Source organism: Streptomyces sp. SD15 (assembly GCF_054462255.1).
In genome coordinates this window covers 1-17,827 of record NZ_JBTLMO010000094.1, presented here as the reverse complement: position 1 = coordinate 17,827, position 17,827 = coordinate 1, and the positions used below count along the sequence as shown (strand labels likewise).

Annotated in this window: 12 protein-coding genes and 3 pseudogenes; 4 read left to right on the top strand and 11 right to left on the bottom strand. The window is 70.1% G+C overall.

Annotated elements, in window-relative coordinates; all coding sequences use genetic code 11:
- From ACX28W_RS42575 to ACX28W_RS42555, 5 genes and pseudogenes are all read right to left on the bottom strand, one after another.
- Positions 1-243: hypothetical protein (locus tag ACX28W_RS42575; protein WP_459005467.1), on the bottom strand; the 243-nt coding region annotated here is incomplete at its 3' end.
- Between the two features lie 205 nt (positions 244-448).
- Positions 449-792: pseudogene (gene ribA / locus ACX28W_RS42570) on the bottom strand (GTP cyclohydrolase II RibA); the annotation flags it as partial.
- 430 nt (positions 793-1,222) lie between these two features.
- Complete coding sequence (locus tag ACX28W_RS42565) at positions 1,223-1,810, bottom strand: TetR/AcrR family transcriptional regulator (protein ID WP_459005466.1); 588 nt, start codon at positions 1,808-1,810, stop codon at positions 1,223-1,225.
- Positions 1,811-2,040: 230 nt separating this feature from the next.
- A complete protein-coding gene (locus ACX28W_RS42560) occupies positions 2,041-3,552 on the bottom strand; it encodes an MFS transporter (protein ID WP_459005465.1) in 1,512 nt (503 codons plus the stop codon).
- Positions 3,553-3,660: 108 nt separating this feature from the next.
- A pseudogene (locus ACX28W_RS42555) lies at positions 3,661-3,979 on the bottom strand (NAD(P)/FAD-dependent oxidoreductase); the annotation flags it as partial.
- Between the two features lie 695 nt (positions 3,980-4,674).
- Between ACX28W_RS42555 and ACX28W_RS42550 the strand changes: the two are divergent.
- Both ACX28W_RS42550 and ACX28W_RS42545 read left to right on the top strand, forming a co-directional pair.
- Positions 4,675-5,160 carry a hypothetical protein gene (locus ACX28W_RS42550; RefSeq protein ID WP_459005464.1) on the top strand — a complete coding sequence of 162 codons (486 nt, stop codon included), beginning with the start codon at positions 4,675-4,677 and terminating at the stop codon, positions 5,158-5,160.
- A 452-nt stretch (positions 5,161-5,612) separates the two neighbouring features.
- Positions 5,613-6,054: pseudogene (locus ACX28W_RS42545) on the top strand (HoxN/HupN/NixA family nickel/cobalt transporter); the annotation flags it as partial.
- A 198-nt stretch (positions 6,055-6,252) separates the two neighbouring features.
- On the opposite strand, the gene ACX28W_RS42540 reads toward ACX28W_RS42545, so the two are convergent.
- The 5 genes from ACX28W_RS42540 to ACX28W_RS42520 all read right to left on the bottom strand — a co-directional run bounded on the left by ACX28W_RS42540 (position 6,253) and on the right by ACX28W_RS42520 (position 12,768).
- A complete protein-coding gene (locus tag ACX28W_RS42540) occupies positions 6,253-6,876 on the bottom strand; it encodes a malonic semialdehyde reductase (protein WP_459005463.1) in 624 nt (207 codons plus the stop codon).
- Between the two features lie 148 nt (positions 6,877-7,024).
- Positions 7,025-9,043 (bottom strand): acetoacetate--CoA ligase, encoded by a 2,019-nt coding sequence (locus tag ACX28W_RS42535; protein ID WP_459005462.1) that lies wholly within the window; start codon positions 9,041-9,043, stop codon positions 7,025-7,027.
- A gap of 16 nt (positions 9,044-9,059) precedes the next feature.
- The gene (mhpA, locus tag ACX28W_RS42530) at positions 9,060-10,691 is read right to left on the bottom strand and encodes a bifunctional 3-(3-hydroxy-phenyl)propionate/3-hydroxycinnamic acid hydroxylase MhpA (RefSeq protein WP_459005461.1); all 1,632 of its coding nucleotides are present in this window, start codon (positions 10,689-10,691) and stop codon (positions 9,060-9,062) included.
- Positions 10,688-11,626 carry a fumarylacetoacetate hydrolase family protein gene (locus ACX28W_RS42525; RefSeq protein ID WP_459005460.1) on the bottom strand — a complete coding sequence of 313 codons (939 nt, stop codon included), beginning with the start codon at positions 11,624-11,626 and terminating at the stop codon, positions 10,688-10,690. The genes mhpA and ACX28W_RS42525 overlap by 4 nt, the downstream gene beginning before the upstream one ends.
- A complete protein-coding gene (locus tag ACX28W_RS42520) occupies positions 11,623-12,768 on the bottom strand; it encodes a VOC family protein (RefSeq protein WP_459005459.1) in 1,146 nt (381 codons plus the stop codon). The genes ACX28W_RS42525 and ACX28W_RS42520 overlap by 4 nt, the downstream gene beginning before the upstream one ends.
- A gap of 137 nt (positions 12,769-12,905) precedes the next feature.
- On the opposite strand from ACX28W_RS42520, the gene ACX28W_RS42515 reads away from it, so the two are divergent.
- Positions 12,906-13,541 carry a TetR/AcrR family transcriptional regulator gene (locus tag ACX28W_RS42515; protein ID WP_459005458.1) on the top strand — a complete coding sequence of 212 codons (636 nt, stop codon included), beginning with the start codon at positions 12,906-12,908 and terminating at the stop codon, positions 13,539-13,541.
- A 186-nt stretch (positions 13,542-13,727) separates the two neighbouring features.
- Positions 13,728-15,911: an ATP-binding SpoIIE family protein phosphatase gene (locus ACX28W_RS42510; RefSeq protein WP_459005457.1), complete on the top strand. Its 2,184-nt coding sequence runs from the start codon at positions 13,728-13,730 to the stop codon at positions 15,909-15,911.
- Between the two features lie 583 nt (positions 15,912-16,494).
- Here ACX28W_RS42510 and ACX28W_RS42505 read toward each other — a convergent pair.
- A complete protein-coding gene (locus ACX28W_RS42505) occupies positions 16,495-17,541 on the bottom strand; it encodes a zinc-binding dehydrogenase (RefSeq protein ID WP_459005456.1) in 1,047 nt (348 codons plus the stop codon).
- Positions 17,542-17,827: the final 286 nt, after the last annotated feature.

Sequence of the window (17,827 nt, the reverse complement as noted above, 5' to 3'; positions counted from 1 at the left end):
GCTCAGCCTGAGATCCTGCACGACTATCGGCTTGACACCGGTGTTGTGCACGACGAGCGGAAGCCGCAGGCGAACCATGGAGCCGTGGACAATCGCTGCAAAGGAATGAGGCTCCCACGACTCCAGGCGTCCTTGTCTGGCGTTGAGCCACCAGAATGAGGCGACGGTGAAGACCAATGCACTGACCGAAACAATGCTGGCAGCAGAAAGCGACGAGATCGCGTTCTGCTCAGCAGCGGCCATTAGCGGAAGCACAAATTCAGTGTGCCAGCCTCAGGCTGGGCCCGCTAACAGGACCGAGAGCCCGCGACTTACCGAGTACAGCTTCCGGGTTCGCATCGCGACCGCCGGCGCCGGGGACGCGTCTGCCTGCTCGGCGACGCGGCCCATCTGCCTGGTCACGCGCGGTGACGACAGGGCTGGGCCATGAGCCGATGGGCATCGGCCGTCAGCCCGCCGTCGGTTCCGTCAGCGGCAGCGTGTGCTGGGTGCGGACCACCTTGGTACGGAGGTAGTGGACGTTGTGGGCCGTGGTGAAGACGCCGTGGGAACGTGCTGGGTCACCGTAAGGCCCAGGGTGCGCAGCTGGGCCGCCTTGTCCGGGTTGTTGGACAGCAGGTCCAGCTCAGAGATGCCGAGAGCGGCGAGCATCTGCGCGGCGGCGGTGTAGTCGCGGGCGTCCTCGGGGAGGCCGAGGGCCGCGTCGGCCTCGTAGGTGTCGAGGCCCTGGTCCTGGAGGGCGTAGGCGTCGAGCTTGTTGTAGAGGCCGATACCGCGGCCCTCCTGGCGGAGGGCCGATCGGTTCGTGCCGGCAGGTTCGGCCGACTGCTGCTGGGGTGGTCGGGAAACCCGGAGGTGACAGGACCCTCGCAGCTCTGCATGGGTTGCGAAGGGCTGCCACCTTGATCGGCCCCGGCCGAACGGCGGACATCCAGCCACGCCGGGGACTCAACGACGCTAGGGCCTGTCCGGCGGATCAGGTCGCAGGGAAGCAGCGGCGCCTGATAGTCGCCGGTGAGCGGGGCCTGGTGCGTGCGGCTGCAAGGCGGAGGAGGGCGTCGACGCGATGGGGGTCCCCCCTGTTCGAGCGAAGCCGAGAACTTGGGGGAGTCGGCAACCGACGACAACGCCGGAGGGGGTACCTCCCTGCTCGAGCGAAGCCGAGAGCTTGGGGGCGGGCGTGCCACGCCCCGCGTCTGCGGCATGATCCGCCGGACAGGCCCTAGGACCAGCCCCGCAGAGCGGCATCCACGACGGCGTCCACGGTGTCACGCCCCAGGCGGTTTCCGGCGAGAAAGCGCTCGAAGAACAGGGGCCCCGCGGTAGCCATGGCAAAGGTCTCGGGGGTGACGTCGGACCTGAGCTGGCCGCGCTCCACGGCCGCGGTAACAGCGGGGCGCAGGGCATCGGCGATCTGGTTCAGCAGCGACTCCCGGAGGCGGCGCATGCCTTCGTCATGCCGTGAGCCCCCGAGAATCGCGGCAAGGACGGCACCGGCCTGTTCGTCGTCCCACCGCTCGGCAAGCACGCCCAGACGGTCAACGAGCTCCGCTCGCGGATCGGTGCCCGAAGCGGCCCGAAGCTCCTCGGGCACCGGAGGCAGAGGCGGCATGCCGGCTTCCAGCGCGGTCAGGCGGAGGTCGAGAAGGTTGGGCCAGTGCCGATAGACGGTGGCTCTGCCAACGCGGGCACGGGCGGCAACCGCTTGATGTGTCACGGCCTCCAGCCCGCTCTCCGTGAGCAATGCGGTGGCCGCCGAGACCATGGCGTCACGGCTGCGCGCCAGGCGCGGATCGATTCTGTCTTCCACCTTCGCCTCTCATTTCCCTTCTGTGAGACAACGCGGCTTACGGCTTACTGTGGGACATTTTGTCTCAGAGACGGCTGATGGAAACCCCAAGAGAATCTGCACGACTCTCCCGGGGCTGCCCCGTCAAAGGTACCCGGATACTTCCCTCTTTGATTCCTCGTGCACGGCAGCTGTTGCAGCAGGTGACTGCAGCACGGCCTGCGCCCCTCTCAGACAGACCCGTTCATTGGTCACATGTGAACGACAGGTGCGGCGCTCTCGTCCTGCTGGGGCACACCACGGCGGTAGATCAGGGCGGTCACGCCCAGGCCGATGACGAAGATGGCCGCCGACCACCAGTAGGCGGTGGAGTAGCCCTCGAGGCCGGCCTGGGCCAGGACGCCGGGGTCCTTGGGGTTGCGGTCTGACAAGTGGTCGGTGACGGCTTCGGAGGCCATCGTGCTGAGCAGGGCGACGCCGATGGACCCGCCGACCTGCTGGACGGTGTTGACGGCGGCGGACGCGGCTCCGGCGTCGGCCGCGGCCACGCCGGAGGTGGCCAGGCTCATCGCGGGCGCGATGACCGCGCCCAGCCCGATGCCGACGAGCACCAGCTGCGGCAGTACCTGCGTCACGTATCCGCTGTTCAGGTCCAGCGCGGTCATCCAGACCAGGCCGGCGGCCGCAATGGCCATGCCCACCGGTACCACCGGCTTGGGGCCTATGCGCGGCACCAGGACGTTGGCGGCCACGGCGGAGGCGGACGCCGATGCCACGATCATGGGCAGGAAGGCGAAGCCGGTCTTCAGGGCGCTGAAACCGAGGCTCTGCTGCAGGTAGTAGGTCAGGAACAGGAACACGCCGAACATGCCCGCGCCGCTGACGAAGAGGGCGACGAAGGAGGCGCCGCGGTTACGGTCCAGCAGGATCCGCAGGGGCAGCAGTGGATATGCCGCCTTGCTCTGCCACCAGACGAAGAGGCCCACCAGTACGGCACCGGCCGCGAGCATGCCCCAGGTCGCCACCGAACCCCAGCCGTGCGTCTCGGCGTTCGAGAAACCGTAGACCAGGCAGAACAGACCGGCGGAGACCAGCAGGGTGCCGGGGACGTCGAGCTTCGAGGACGTGTCTCGCGGGGTGCGGTGCAGCAGGGCTGCGCCACCGACGAACGCCACCACCGCGAAGACCACGTTGACGTACATGGTCCAGCGCCAGTCCAGGTACTCGGTCAGCACCCCGCCGAGGATCAGGCCGATGGCTCCACCCGCACCGGCGACCGAGCCTGCGACGGTGAAGGCCTTCGCCCGCTCGCGCGGATCGGTGAAGGTGGTCATCAGGAGCGACAGCGCGGACGGAGCCAGCAGGGCGGCGAACAGGCCCTGGATCCCGCGCGCGGTGACGAGCATGCCGAAACTGTTCGCCGCGCCTCCCAGTATGGAAGCGGCCGCGAAGCCGGTCAGACCCACCAGGAAGGTCACCTTCCGCCCGACAAGGTCTGCGACCCGGCCGCCGAGCAGTAGCAGGCTGCCGAAGGCCAGCGCGTAGGCGGTGACCACCCACTGCCGGTCGGCGTCCGAGAAGCCCAGGTCGTGCTGGGCGGACGGCAGAGCGATGTTCACGATGGTGCCGTCGAGGACGCCCATCAGTTGGGCGAGTGAAATGACCACCAGAATCCACCAGCGGCGCTGGTGTGACGGGTCGGCAGGCCCATTCTCCGGTGTGGTCTCAGTGCCGCGAGCGGCGGCGACGGTGTTCTGTGGCATGGGGGCAGTCCTCCAGGCGACGGACGCAGGTATGACGGAAAGAGACAGGGACAAAAACGGGCGGAGAGATCAGGTACGGCTGTGGGACGGCGTGGCCGCCTCGGTGAAGAGGATCGCGACGCCCTTGTGGAGGCCGAAGCGGGCCACCGCGCCCAGGTTCTTGTGCCGGTACTCCTTCGGCGGACGGCCGCGCGGAACCGCGATCACGTGGTCGGCGAACACTGGGGTCGCGTACGGCGTGCTGCGCGTCGGGAGGGCATCACGCGCCCTCTTCGGCGGCCAGGTCGGGAACCTGGCGTTGTCGCCCGCGACCCACACGTGGTCGAGGCCCCTGACCTGGAGGGTGCAGGGCGTCGACGTGGCCACGCGGGCCGAGCGGCAGGCCGAAGTGGGCCAAGGCGGGGTTGGAGCGGACGCCGGCTGTCCAGCCGACTCCGACGAGCAGACCCGAGCCCCCGCCCAGGGGGGCCTTCCGGCCGGACGAAGTCGGCGCGGACGTTTCATACGCTGTACGGTATCACCCATTCCGTACGCTGTATGGAATGTCGACAGGCGCAGGCGGGAGGGTCGTTGAGCCCCTCCTGCCTGCCGCCCGGGCGCGGTCAGGAGTCGCTGATCCCCAGATCAACGGTCACCTGCCTACCGCCAGCGGGTATCGCGGCGACGTGCACGGTCTGAGCCCACCCGTGCCGACGGCCCATGTCTCACCGGTTGTCGCGGCCTCGGTCGTCGTTGGACCGCTTCGAGTCGTGGTCGCACGTGGCATCAACGGGGAGTCCCGACGGCCGCACGGCCGTCGGTCCGCCGCGAGCCACGTCTTGGCTGCTCGGCGGGCCGGCGCACCCGGGCCGCGGCCAGATCTGGTGAGCCGCACCTCGGCGCCGCGAACCTCTGCGTTCGACATTTCCGGACATTCTCTGATATCAATGTACTTCCATACGACGTATGGAACGCAGCGGAGAGCCACCGGATCGGCGGCCTCCGTTTCGATTGATGGCCGCCGGCTGTGCCCTCACGAGGGGTGAACCAGCCGATGCGGCTTCGACATGGACGGGGCGCACCGCATCACCTGCGTAAGCAATCGCTGGGATTGCGGATGACGCCAACACGAAGGGGATAAACATGAGGAAGCTCACGAGGCGCATTTCTCTCGCTGCCGCCTCCGCCGCGGTCGCGGGTGGAGCCATTCTCGGCGCCGGGGGCACTGCCTCGGCCGCGGTTCCTGAGTCTGCGCACGTGCAGCGCCTGGCCGTCAGCGTCAAGGCCGACGACTACCGGGGGGACCGCGGTGTCGCCTACCGGCACACATCCAAGGAGGACGACCGCCGGGACGGATACCGCGACCGACAGCACAGCGACCGCTACACCGACTCGGTCCGGTACGACCGCCGGGGTCACTTCTACTACTACTGGGATGACGAGGACCGTAGCTGGAAGCACAGCAGCAGCTACCGCTACGACTGGGACCGGTACGACCGCGACTCGAAGCGGTACGACCGCGACTGGGACCGGCATGACCGCGACTCGAAGTGGTGCGACCACGACTCGAAGCGGTATGACCGCGACTCGAAGTGGTGCGACCACGACCGAGGCCGCGACCACCGGTGAGACATGCGCCGTCGGCACGGGTGGGCTCAGACCGTGCACGTCGCCGTGATACCCGCTGGCGGTAGCCAGGCGGCCGCTGATCTGGGGATCAGCGAGTCCTGACCGCGCCCGGGTGGCAGGCAGGAGGGGCTCAACGGCACCCTCCTGCCTGCACTCGTCTTGACCTCTGCGACTTTGCCGGTGCCGTTCGACGCCGGGCCCTGCAGTCTCTCCACCGCCTCGTCGCGTACTGACCCCCGGCATCACCCTGAGCCACGGCTTGTTGCGGCCTCCCCACGCCGACGGGATCGAGGCGCTCTCCATGCGTAAACTCGCGATCGACACCCCCTGGCAGGACGGTGTGCGTCAACTGGCGCCAGATTTCCGTGCCTTGGCGCACCGCCCTCCCCGAACTCGAGCGACGAGATCGACACGATGAACGGCTGCTGCGCAGCGAGAGCCGCGCACCTTTGGACAACTCCGAGCTGCACCACGTCACCGAGCTGATCGGCACGACCGTCTCCGGGACGTTCCTCTACGTCATCGCCCTCATCAACCGTCTGCTGGACGCGTGATGAAGTCGATCACCAGGCCCTGGCAGATGTATCAGCTCGGCCTGCCCTGGTACGCCATCCTCTGCCTGCCGGTCCTTTTCGCGGCCGGCATGAGCCTGCTGGACACCATCGACGGTTCTTTCATGAACTTCGCCTACGGCTGGGCCTGTTCGCCGACAAGGCCGGCCTGCACGGCGCGTTCTGGGGCTGGATCAGCGGCCTGGACCTGATCACCATCGGCTTCGTCACCGTCGGCCTGTTCTTCGCCACCTGGGCTGCTGCCCTGGCCGTGTGGAAGCTCGGCCGTGTCGAGGAGAAGTGGACCGCCGGGCTGCGGCTCGCCGAGCAACAGGCCGACTGACAGCGGGCGATGCGTGAGCTCGGCAGGACGGCGCACTTATCGTCACGGTGCCGGTCGGCGCCCTGGTCTCGTTCTCGTGCCCTGACACCTCTGCAGAAAATCCATCACAGCCACCTCGGTAAAAATGGGCGCCGGTACTCAGAAGAGCACCGGCGCCCACGGCATGGCGCCTCTCACCTACCAGACGGCGGCAGTGCCTCAGGCATAGGCGACGGCGTCCTCGGCGGGCACGCGGGGCAGCCGCGGGAACCACGGGTCGGCGCCGGGGTGACCGATGTTGACCACCAGATGCGAACGCCAGCTGGTACCGGCGAAGAACTCCTCGTCCACGCCGGCCCGGTCGAAGCCCGCCATGGGACCGGCCGCCAGCCCCGCCGCGCGCACCGCGAGCAGGAAGACCCCGGTCTGCAGTGCCGAGTTGTAGGCCGCGAGGCTCTCGCGCTTCTCCGTCTGGTCGGCGAACGCCGCTCGCAGCATCTCGCCGCGAGCCGGGAAGACGGTCGGCATCTGCTCGTGGAAGTCGACGTCGTACGCCAGGACCGCCACGGCCGGCGCACTGAGCGTCTTGGCCCTGTTGCCCTCGTCGAGATGCCGGACGAGACGCTCCTTGCCCTCGGGGGTGCGCACGAAGAGCACGCGCAGGGGCTGGCCGTTGGCGGCGCTCGGCGACCAGCGGGCGAGTTCCCAGATCAAGGCGAGTTCGTCGTCGGCGACGGCCACCTCGGCGAAGGTGTTCGCGGTGCGGGCCTCGGTGAACAGCACCTTTCGTCCGGCGTCGTCGAGGACATCGAGGGCCTGCGGTTCGCGGTCGGTCATGCTCATGGTTTCTCTCTTACTTCGGTTGTGCGGATGGTGTGGTGCCGGGGCGGGTTGACCGCCCCGGCACCACGCGGTGGGGACGGGCTTTGCGGAGCCGGGCGGGGCACAAGGACCCGGTGCTGTCACGGGGGCCTGTGTCCCCTGGCCGACGTCATGTGTTGTGTGCTGACCGCTTGTTCCGCTCCGCGCCCAGGCGGGCGAAGTAGGCGATCAGGTCGGGGTTGTCGACCGCCGAGGGGTTGAGGACCTGCTCGGCGGGAGCACCCTGGAGCAGGCGCTTGACGGGGACCTCGAGCTTCTTGCCGGTCTTCGTGTGCGGGAGGGCCGGTACGGCGATGATCTCGTCGGGGACGTGGCGGGGTGAGGCGCCGGCGCGGATCGCGTCGCGGATCCGGTCGCGCAGGGCGTCGTCCAGGCCGACCCCGTCGGCGAGGACCACGAAGAGCGGCATCCAGTAGCCGCCGTCGGGTTCCTCCGCGCCGATGACGAGGGCCTCGGTGATCTCGGGGAGGTGTTCGACGACGTCGTGGATGTCGGCACTGCCCAGGCGTACGCCGTTGCGGTTGAGGGTGGCGTCGGAGCGGCCGTGGACGATCACCGAGCCGTGCGAGGTGAGGGTGATCCAGTCGCCGTGCCGCCATATACCGGGGTAGGCGCCGAAGTAGGCGTCGCGGTAGCGGCTGCCGTCGGGGTCGTTCCAGAAGTACAGCGGCATGGACGGCATGGGCCGGGTGACGACCAGTTCGCCGACCTGATCGAGGACAGGGGTGCCCGTCGCGTCGTAGGCGGCCAGCGCCACGCCCAGGCCGGGGGCGGACAGCTCCCCCGCCCAGACGGGGGTCGTGGAGGCGCTGCCGGCGAAGCCGGAGACGATGTCCGTGCCGCCGCTGGTGGAGGCCAGCTGGACGCCGGCGCCCACGTGGTCGCGGACCCAGGGGTAGGCGGAGGCGGGCAGAGCGGAGCCGGTGCAGCCGACGACGCGGACGGCCGACAGGTCGTGCACGGAGGGTTCGATGCCCAGCTTGGCCATGGCCAGCAGGTACTGAGGACTGGTGCCGAAGACGGTGACCTTGTGACGGGCCGCCAGCTCCCACAGGACGTCCGGGCGCGCCTGCGGTGCCGGGCTGCCGTCGTAGGTGCAGGTGGTGGCACCGGTCAGCAGGGTGGAGGCGACCAGGTTCCACATCATCCAGTGGGTGGTGGTGTACCACAGAAGGCGGTCCCCGGTGCCCAGATCGGTGTGCAGGCCGAGCATCTTGAGGTGTTCGAGCAGGACCCCGCCGTGCCCGTGGACGATGCCCTTGGGCAAGCCGGTGGTGCCGGAGGAGAAGACGACCCACAGAGGGTGGTCGAACGGCACCGGGGCGATGGTGAGGTACTCGGAGCGGGTGGCCGTGTCCTCCCAGGGAACCGTCAGCCCCGAGCCCCGGCCCTCGGGCCAGGCAAGGCCCACGTGGTCCACGAGCACCGTGGCCTTCAGCGTCGGCAGGGCGGCGGCGAGTTCGAGCGAGGCGGTCCGGCGGTCGTGTGTGGTGCCGTTGAAGAGGTAGCCGTCCGCGGTGATGAGCACCGTGGGTTCGAGCTGGGCGAAGCGGTCGGCGGCGGCCTTGGGCGCGTAGTCCTGGCCGCACACCGACCACACCGCGCCCAGGCTGGCGGTGGCGAGGAAGGCGATGATGGCGTGGGGGGTGTTGGGCAGGTAGCCCACCACCCGGTCGCCCTGTCCGACGCCCAGGTCGCGCAGGCTGGCGGCGACGGAGGCGACCCGGGCGCGCAGCTCCCGGCCCGTGATCTCATAGCCGGCTCCGGTCTCGTCCAGGGCGGTGATCGCGGGAGCGTCCGGCTGCAGGTTGCGCAGCGCGTGATGGACGTAGTTGAGGGTGGCGCCGGGGAACCAGCGGGCGCCGGGCATGGTCTCCTCGGCCAGCACCCGCTCGTACTCCGTCGTCGCGTCGATGGCGAAGTACTCCCACACCGCCTCCCAGAACCCTTCCAGGTCGGTGACGGACCAGCGGTGCAGGGCCTGGTAGTCGGTGGGGTCGGGAACGCCGTCGGCGCTCTTGTGCCGGGCGGCCCATTCGGCGAAGTCCGCCATGCGGCTGCGGGCGGCCACGTGCGGGTCGGGAGTGAAGAAGGGTTCCGGGTACGGCGTGGGGTGCGGGGTGGTCATGGTGTGGTGTTCCTCGTCAGGGGGCGGGCCGGGCGTCGGCGGTACGGCGGGCCGTGTGCAGCAGGGGGGCCCAGGCGGCGGTGTCCGTGAAGTCGCCGGTGCCGGCCGGGACGATGTCCATCACGACGCGGTCGGGGCGCAGCAGGACGGCGTCGGCACGGCCGCGTGCCAGCCAGCCGGCCACGGTGTCGTCGTCGCCCAGGTCGTCGACGTGGATCGTCTGGGCGCCCAGTGCCGTGGCCACGGCCGTCATCTGCGCCGTGGGCGGCACGGCGGTCAGGACGGCGAAGGAGTCCCCGAGGACGTCATCGAGGCGCACTCGCCTGCCGTCATGCCGTACCCAGGGCTGCGGGCAGAAGGTGCCGGCCAGTACACGTCCGGTCAGCCTGGGGCGGCGCCGTACGAGTGGACCGGCGCTCAGGGCGGGGCTGAGGTCACGGCTCACCGCCGCGGTCACGCCGGGGATGCGACAGACCGCGCCCACCACGGCCCGGCGGAACGCCGCACCGCGGTCCTGCCCGCCGGTCATGGCCCAGCCGACGGCGACCGCCACGCGGATCACATGGCGGACGTGCGGCCTGCGCTCGCGTTCGTAGGTATCCAGCAGGTCCTCGTGTGCGCGCTGTTGGAGGACGCGGGCGAGTTTCCAGGTGAGGTTGTGGGCGTCGCGCAGGCCGGAGCACAGACCCTGCCCGACGAAGGGCGGGGTGAGGTGGGCGGCGTCGCCCAGCAGGAAGACGCGCCCCCTGCGCCACCGGTCGGCGAGACGGGCCTGGAAGGTGTACTGGGCCTGCCGGATCACCTCGAAGTCGTCGCCCTGCGAGGCCGGCAGGTCCACCCAGGGGGCGACCAGCTCGCGCAGGCGCTCCCATCCGTCCGGGCCGTCCAGGTTCTGGTCGTCGGCCAGCCGGAACTCCCAGCGGTAGCGGTCCTCGCTGATGCGCATGAAGGTGGCCGGCCGGGTGGGGCAGCAGATCTGCTCGGCGCCTTCCCAGGTACGCACCGGGCGGGTGGTGCGCACGTCGATGACCCGCCAGCTCTCCTGGAAGTGCAGGTCCTCCCAGTCGGTGCCGATGGCGTCACGAGTGAGGCTGCCCGCGCCGTCGCAGCCGAGGACGGCATCGGCCCACAGGTGCTCCTCCTCGTCGCTGCCGTTGCGCCGGAAGGTGACCCGGACGGGACCCGTCGGGTCGTTCGGTCCGTCGGTGTCCCGTGCGACGGACTGTGCGAGGGACTGGGTGACGGACACGACCTCCACCCCGCTCCACAGCTCGCACTCCGGGTGGCGCGCCAAGGCGTCACGCAGCAGGCGTTCCAGCTCGGGCTGGTTGAACATGCTCAGCTGCGGGAAGCCGTGGAGTCCGTCCATGGACCGCGGGAATTCGGTGATCACGCGGCGCCGGGCGTCCAGCAGCCGCAGCCCGGGCGCCGGGCGGGCGAGGGCGGCGAATTCCTCGTGGACCCCGAGGCTCTGCAGGATCCGGCGGATCTCGTCGTCCACGACGACGGCGCGCGGCAGGGGGTAGATGTCCCCGTGGCGTTCGAGGATCAAGCTGCGCACGCCGTGCTGGGCGAGCAGGAGGGCGGCCGTGACCCCGACGGGTCCCCCGCCGATGATCACCACCGGCCTGCGGGACGAGGCCTTCATGGTGCGTCCGTAACGGGGGTGCGCTGCTCGCCGAGGTTGATCTGCCCGTCCGGGGTGGCGATCGTGGCGGTGATGAGGTCACCGTTGCGCAGGTAGCGGGGGTTCTTGGCCTGGCCCTTGAAGAACGCCTTCCACTTCAGTGCAGGCGGCAGCAGCGCCCCGATCTTCTCGGCCGGCTTGGGCGGGGCCTTCAGGGCCGTGCCGCCGGGAGTGCCGGTCAGCAGCAGGTCGCCCGGGTCGAGGGTCTGGAAGCGGGCGAGCAGGGTGAGCGCCTGTGCGGGCCGTACGATCATGTCGGCCAGCGTGCGGTCCTGGCGCGACACGCCGTTGACCGACAGCTGCAACCGCAGGTTCAGCAGATGGGCGAAGTCCTCGGGCTCCAGCAGGGCCAGGTACGGCCCCGTCGGCGTGAAGGTCGGATAGGACTTGCTCTCGTAGAACTGGGTCTTGGTCAGCTGGACGTCGCGGGCGCTGACGTCGTTGGTCAAGACAAGGCCGGCTACGTAGCGCGGCAGGTCCTGCTCCTCGACGACGGTGCCCACGGGCAGGGTCGCGCCCATGACGAGGCCGAGTTCCACCTCGTAGTCGAGGAACTTCACGTGCGCGGGGCGGACGATCTTCTCGTGCGGTCCGCTGACCGAGCCGGACGCTTTGCGGAAGAAGGTGGGCGGAATGTCGCCGGTGAAGCCCGAATCCTTGGCGTGGCTGCGGTAGTTGACCATCTGGGCGACCACCCGGCAGGGGGTGGTGACCGGAGGCAGCGCCACCAGGTCGGCGACGGGCGTGCCGCTCTCGGCGGAGGCGGCGGCCTCGCGGACCGCGTCCCGGTCGGCGAGCAGCTCGGCGGTGGTGACCGCCTTGGTCCCGACACGGACGGCGCGCTCGTCCCGGACGACCCACCAGCCGTCGGTGGTGCGCAGAACGTTGGTGCTCATGAGCTCATCGCTTTCATCAGGCCCAGCAGGCGTGCGGGGTCGAGTTCGTTGTCGCCACGCAGGGCCGTCATGACCTCGCGCAACTTGGCGGGGGACGGGCTGGTGCCCAGGAAGTCGCGGGTGACCGGCGGGCCCCACTGGGACAGGCCGCTCGCCGACATCGGCGCCCAGCCCGGCTCCAGGTCGCAGGAGAAGAGGTCGCCGTCGGCGAAGTGCTCCAGCATGAAGTGGTCGGGGTCGCGCCAGTAGTCGAACAGCTGGCTGCCCTGGATGTGCCGGCCGATGCCCCAGCTGCGCTGGTAACCGCGCTCGGCCAGGTACTCCCCGCCGGCGCCGATCGCGTCGAGGTCGGTGACCTGGTAGGCGGAGTGGACGTAGCCGCTGCCGGGCCCCAGGTGCAGGGCCAGCGTGTGGTGATCGACGGCCACGCTCCCTTGGTCGCACCGGACGAACGCCATCGTCGGCCCGCGCCCGCGCTGCCCGTCCAGGAACAGGAAGTCGGACACGATCATCCCGAGGGTGTCCAGGTACCAGTCCAGGGTGCGGGCGAACATCCGTGTCTCCAGCACCACATGGCCCAGCCGCTGGATACGGGACGGCTCACGGGGCGGACGCTGGGTGGCGTTCGTACGACGGTGATCGGTACCGAAGTTGAGGATCAGCGGCTGCTGCTCGGGCAGCTCGGGCAGCTGCTCGGCGCAGTGCACGACCCGGACCGGCAGGCCCGAGGGATCGAGCAGGGCGACCGACTGCCCACCGCCCGGTACGCCGATGTCCTGGACGGTACTGCCGGTGGCGCGGGCCAGCCGGTCCAGGTCGGCCCGCTCGGCCGCGCGGAACGCCGGTCCGACGAAGCGCGACACACGCCCACGCCGGATCACCATGCAGGGCGAGCCGGCGAAGGTGCCGCGCAGCCACAGCTCGCTCTCGGTGCGGGCGGCGATCGCGAAGCCGAAGTCACGGGCGAAGACCTCGGCCCGGTCCAGGTCAGGCTTCTCGAACTCCAGCCAGGCCAGGTCGGCCACCTTGATCACGGGATTCCGGGACCGTCCCGGATGCTCACCGCGCAAGGCGCCCTGCTCACTGTGGAGGTCTTGGTGGGGCGTCTGGGGGGCGGCCCTGTTAACGGAGGTGTGGGACATGGTGTCCTCCAAGCAACACTGCTGTAATGAGGAAATCATCAACTTTGCCGTTACCCATCGTCAATAGGGTGGACCCAAATAATTGATGATCTCATCAGTAATGGCAGACTGATCGTGATGGTTGTTACACTCGCCGTATGCCGACGTCAGCCCCGCCCAAGAACCGCTTCGAACGGCGCCGCGCCGAGACCCGTCAGGCGCTCGTCCGCGCGGCCCGGCAGATCCTCGCGGAGACCGGGGACACCAGCGCCAGCATCCAGGCCATCGCCGAGCGCGCGGACGTCGGTTTCGGCTCCTTCTACAACCACTTCGAGTCCAAGACGGAGCTGTTCGACGCCGCGGTGACAGACGCCCTGGAGGAATTCGGGCAGGTCATAGACGAGTGCGTACAAGGAATCGACGACCCGGCCGAGCTTGTCGCGGCGGGCTTCCGGCTCACCGCCCGGATGGCCGACTCCCACCCTGAGCTCATGCGGATCCTGCGGGACCGCGGTCTGGCCCAGATCCACACCGACCGGGGCCTCGCCCCTCGAGCCCTGCGCGACCTGGAGATCGGCATCGCCTCGGGCCGCTTCACCTGCACCAACCCGACCACCGCCCTGTCCGCCCTCGGCGGGACCCTGCTGTCCCTCGTGGCACTGCGGCTGGCCCGCCCCGACCTCGACGGCGACGAGGCCGCCTCGGACCTGGCCGAGATGGTCCTGCGCATGCTCGGCGTCCCGCCGGACGACGCCCACCAGGTGCCCCGGCGGCCGCTGCCCGACCTCAGTTGATCCGGAGCACCGGCTGCGCCAAGCCCCGTGGGAACCGGAAAGTCGTGGGCGCCACCCCGTTCGCCGGTGGCCGCGCGGACCCCTCGTCCTCGACCACGACCAGCCCGTGAGACCGGGCTCCTCCCGGACACCGCGCAGCCGGCTGAGGCTTCGCGGGCCACCAGGGGACGGCGTAACGTCATCAGCGTGGACCTCACCGCGGACAGTCTTCTGTCCCGTGCCGCGCATGAACTCAGTCCGCGAGCGGACGAGCTGATCCACGACGTAGAGCAATGCCTGCGGCGCGAGGTCCCCGAGCTGTGGGACGAACCGGACATCGCGCAGATGACGGCGGAGAACATCGCCGAGCACGTCCGCGCCATACTTTTCGGCATCGAGCACGGCATCGGGCCAAGGCGGATCGACCCGCCGGCCGCCGACGCAGAGCGCGCGCGTCGGCTGGCTCAGCGCGGGAAGCCGGTCACAGCGATGCTGCGCGCCTTCCCGCTCTCGCAGGGCCGTATCCTCGACCGGCTGCTCGAAGAGCTGCCCCGGCTCACCAGCGATGCAGAGCTGATCAACGCGGCGACACGCAAGCTGATCGCACTGATGACCGAGTACGTGGACCGCACATCGGAGACGGGCGTCCTGGCCTTCCAGGAGGAGCGGGATCGCCGGGTGCAGTGGCGGCTGTCGGTGGTGAACGAGGCGAGCGTACGCGTCGGAACGACCCTGGACATCGCCCGCACCGCCCAGGAGTTGGCGGACCTGGCCACCGAGCACTTCGCCGACGCCGTCACCGTCGACCTCCTCGACACACCTTCCGGAGACGAGCCTCCTGCGAAGGGCGCACTCGTGGTCCGCAGAGTCGCCCAGCGGGGGATGGACGGTTCCCCCGAGACGACCTCCCTGGAAGCGATCTACGGGGAATCGCCGGTTCCGCCGCAGCAGCTCCACAGGTATCCGGACGGATCACCACCGGCTCGCGCCCTGGTCACCGGCCGGCCCTCACAGCACCACCTCGGCCCGTCCGCATCCATGCTGCTGGTACCGCTGTGCGCCCGTGGCACCACGCTGGGTGTCGCTCAGTTCTTCCGTCACCACAAGCCCGACGCGTACGGGGACGAGGATCTGCTCCTCGCCCAGGAGGTCGCGGCCAGGGCGGCGGTCGCCATCGACAACGCTCGCCGATACACGCACGCCCGCGCCACCGCCCTCACCCTCCAGCGCAGTCTGCTCCCGCGCAGTACACCCGCGCTGTCCGCCGTGGAGGTCGCCTGCCGCTACCTGCCTGCTGCCGCCCAGCTCGGCGTGGGCGGCGACTGGTACGACGTCATCCCGCTGTCCGGTGCCCGGGTCGCACTCGTGGTGGGCGACGTGGTCGGCCACGGCATCCACGCCGCCGCCACCATGGGTCGGCTGCGGACCGCCGTGCGCACCCTCGCCGACATCGACCTGCCGCCCGACGAACTCCTCACCCACCTGGACGACGTCGTCATCCGCCTGGCCGCCGAAGTCTCTTCCGAGGTCTCTGCCCGAACGGACACCGAACCCGCGGGGGACATCGGGGCCACCTGCCTGTACGCCGTGTACGATCCCGTCGCCCGCTGCTGCACCCTCGCCCGCGCGGGCCACGTGCTGCCCGCCGTGATGACCCGGGACGGAACCGCCGAGATCCTCGAGCTGCCCGCCGGCCCGCCACTCGGCCTGGGCGGCCTGCCGTTCGAGGCGGCGGAGATCGACCTGCCCGAGGGCAGCCTCATCGCCCTCTACACCGACGGCCTGATCGAGGCCCTCGACCACGACATCGAGGCGGGCCTCACCCGACTGTGCCACGCCCTCGCGCAGTCCTCCGCCTCCCTGGAGGCGACCTGCGACACCGTCCTCGAAGCGCTGCTGCCGGCAGACCGACCGGACGACGACGTGGCACTCCTCCTGGCCCGCACCCACGCTCTCGGGGACGGTCAGGTCGCCACTTGGGACGTGGATGCCGACCCGGCCGAGGTCGCCCGGGCCAGAGCGAACGTCTCCGAGCAGCTGACCACCTGGGGACTGGAGGAACTCGACTTCACCGCCGAACTGGTCGTCAGCGAACTGGTCACCAACGCCATCCGCTACGGCCGGCCTCCCATCCAGCTGCGTCTCATCCACGATCGCACCCTCATGTGCGAGGTCGCGGATGCCGGCAGCACGACTCCGCACCTGCGCCGGGCCCGTGTCTTCGACGAGGGCGGGCGAGGTCTGTTCCTTGTCGCCCAACTCGCCGAGCACTGGGGAACGCGCCATGCCCGACGTGGCAAGACGGTCTGGGCGGAGTGCGCCCTGGGCGCGCCAAAGCTCTTCTCGGACGCGGCAGCGCTGGACTTGGAGGGTATTCCTGGGGTCGTATGAGCACCATCTCGCCCGGCCCGCCGAGACGATCGCGAGGTTCCTCGGGGGGCCTCGGGGGCTTCGACCGGCTGACGATGCAGCACCTGTCGGCGTACACCTGAACGCGGCTCTGGCAAGATTTTCGTAGCCGGAGATCATCTCGGTGTGGCGGTGGGCCGACCCGCGTAGCGGCGGCGTAGGCCGGCCATCAGGATGACCCGGTGGCGGAGGAGCGGGACGCCGGCGCGTCCTGTGGCCGCAGGCGGGCGGACTGTACGCCGCTTGGGAGGAGCCGGTTCTGGCACCCAGGTACGAGTCGCCGGCAGCGGTTCCACAGTCCGCAGCGGAAGGAGTCACCTGACTCTCCACTTCGGCGTGGCGCTCACCGGGAGACCTCGCGTTCCGTTCCTCCCGCGGCGGCCAGTACATCGGTGCGTCCCACGCAGAGGTATCACCCGGCTCGCCCTGCCCGACTTCACCTGCCCCGGAGGTCGGTATGCGCCAGACCCGGATACCGGGAAGCCGAGGGCGCCGGTGCTCCCTCAAGCACCGGCGCCCACTCACCCCTGCCCGAGGTGGTCTTGGTCGTCCTTCTGCAGAGTTGTCAGGGGACGAGGATGAGGCGGATCGGGTCGCCGATCTTGTTCTCCAGCCGGTTGACCGCGTCGGCGGCGTCGGCGAGCGGGATGTGGTCGGTGATGGAGGGGGCCAGGTCGAGGCGGCCGTTGGAGGCCAGCTGGACCAGCTCGGTGACGCCCTCGGGGGTGGCGCCGTAGTGGCCGCGCACCTGCTTCATCATGTAGTTGAAGGTCAGGCCTTCGGTGATGGTGAGCGGCCTGGGCGTGATGCCGACCAGGATGAGGACTCCGCCCAGGCCGAGGGTGGCGGCGGCCTGCTCGCGGACGGCGGGCACGCCGGCGCAGTCGAAGGCGAAGTCCAGGCCCTGCCCGGCGGTGGCCGCGCGGATCTGGTCGGCGAAGTCGGGGGCGGCCGGGTCCAGGGCCAGGTCCGCGCCGAATTCCAGGGCGCGCTCGCGGGCGCTGGGCAGCGGGTCGATGGCGATGATCGGTGCGGCGCCGACCAGGCGGGCGACGCGGACGTTGTGCGCGCCGACACCGCCCACGCCCCAGACGCCGACGGACTGGGCGGGGCGCACCCCGGCGGTGGCGACGACGGCGGCGTAGGGGGTGGAGACCGCGTCGGGGATGATCGCGGCCTGGTCGAAGGGGAGGCTGTCGGGGATGGGGATGAGGGTTGCCTCGGGGGTGACCATGTACTGGGCCCAGCCGCCGTCGTAGTCGATGCCGGCGGTGCGCATCTGGCTGCAGGGGCGGCTGCGCACGCAGCCGGCGCACTGGCCGCAGGTCTTGCCGGCCTCCAGGGTGACGCGGGTGCCGACGGTCAGGCCGCGCTTGAGGTCGGGGCCGAGGGTGTGGATGACACCGGAGACCTCGTGGCCGACGGTGACCGTGTCGGAGTCCAGGAAGAGCGGGGGGAGCGAGCCGTCGAGCAGGTGGACGTCTGACAGGCAGACGCCCGCGGCCTTGACCTCGACAAGTACCTCGCCCGGGCCGGGCACGGGGACGGGGACCTCCTCCACGGAGAACTTCTTGCTGTCCACGTGGAAGCGTCCGGCGAGCATGGTGTCCATGGTGCTCTGCTTTCTGTGAGCGGCACTCCCGGCGGTTCAGGCCGATGGGTGCCGTGTGGTGCCTTGTGGGGGAGTGGTGGCCGGGGGGGTGCGGGGTGTCAGGACCGCCGCACCCTCCCGGCGTCTGAGGGTCAGGAGAAGACGTCCTGCTGGTAGCGCTCGTCCGCTTCCAGCTGGGCGAGCCACTGCTGGGCGGTCTCGTCGTCGGCGCCGGTGTGCTTGCGGTAGATGGCGGCGAGGGCCTCGCGTACGGCGGGTGCCATGCGGCGGCCGTCGCCGCAGACGT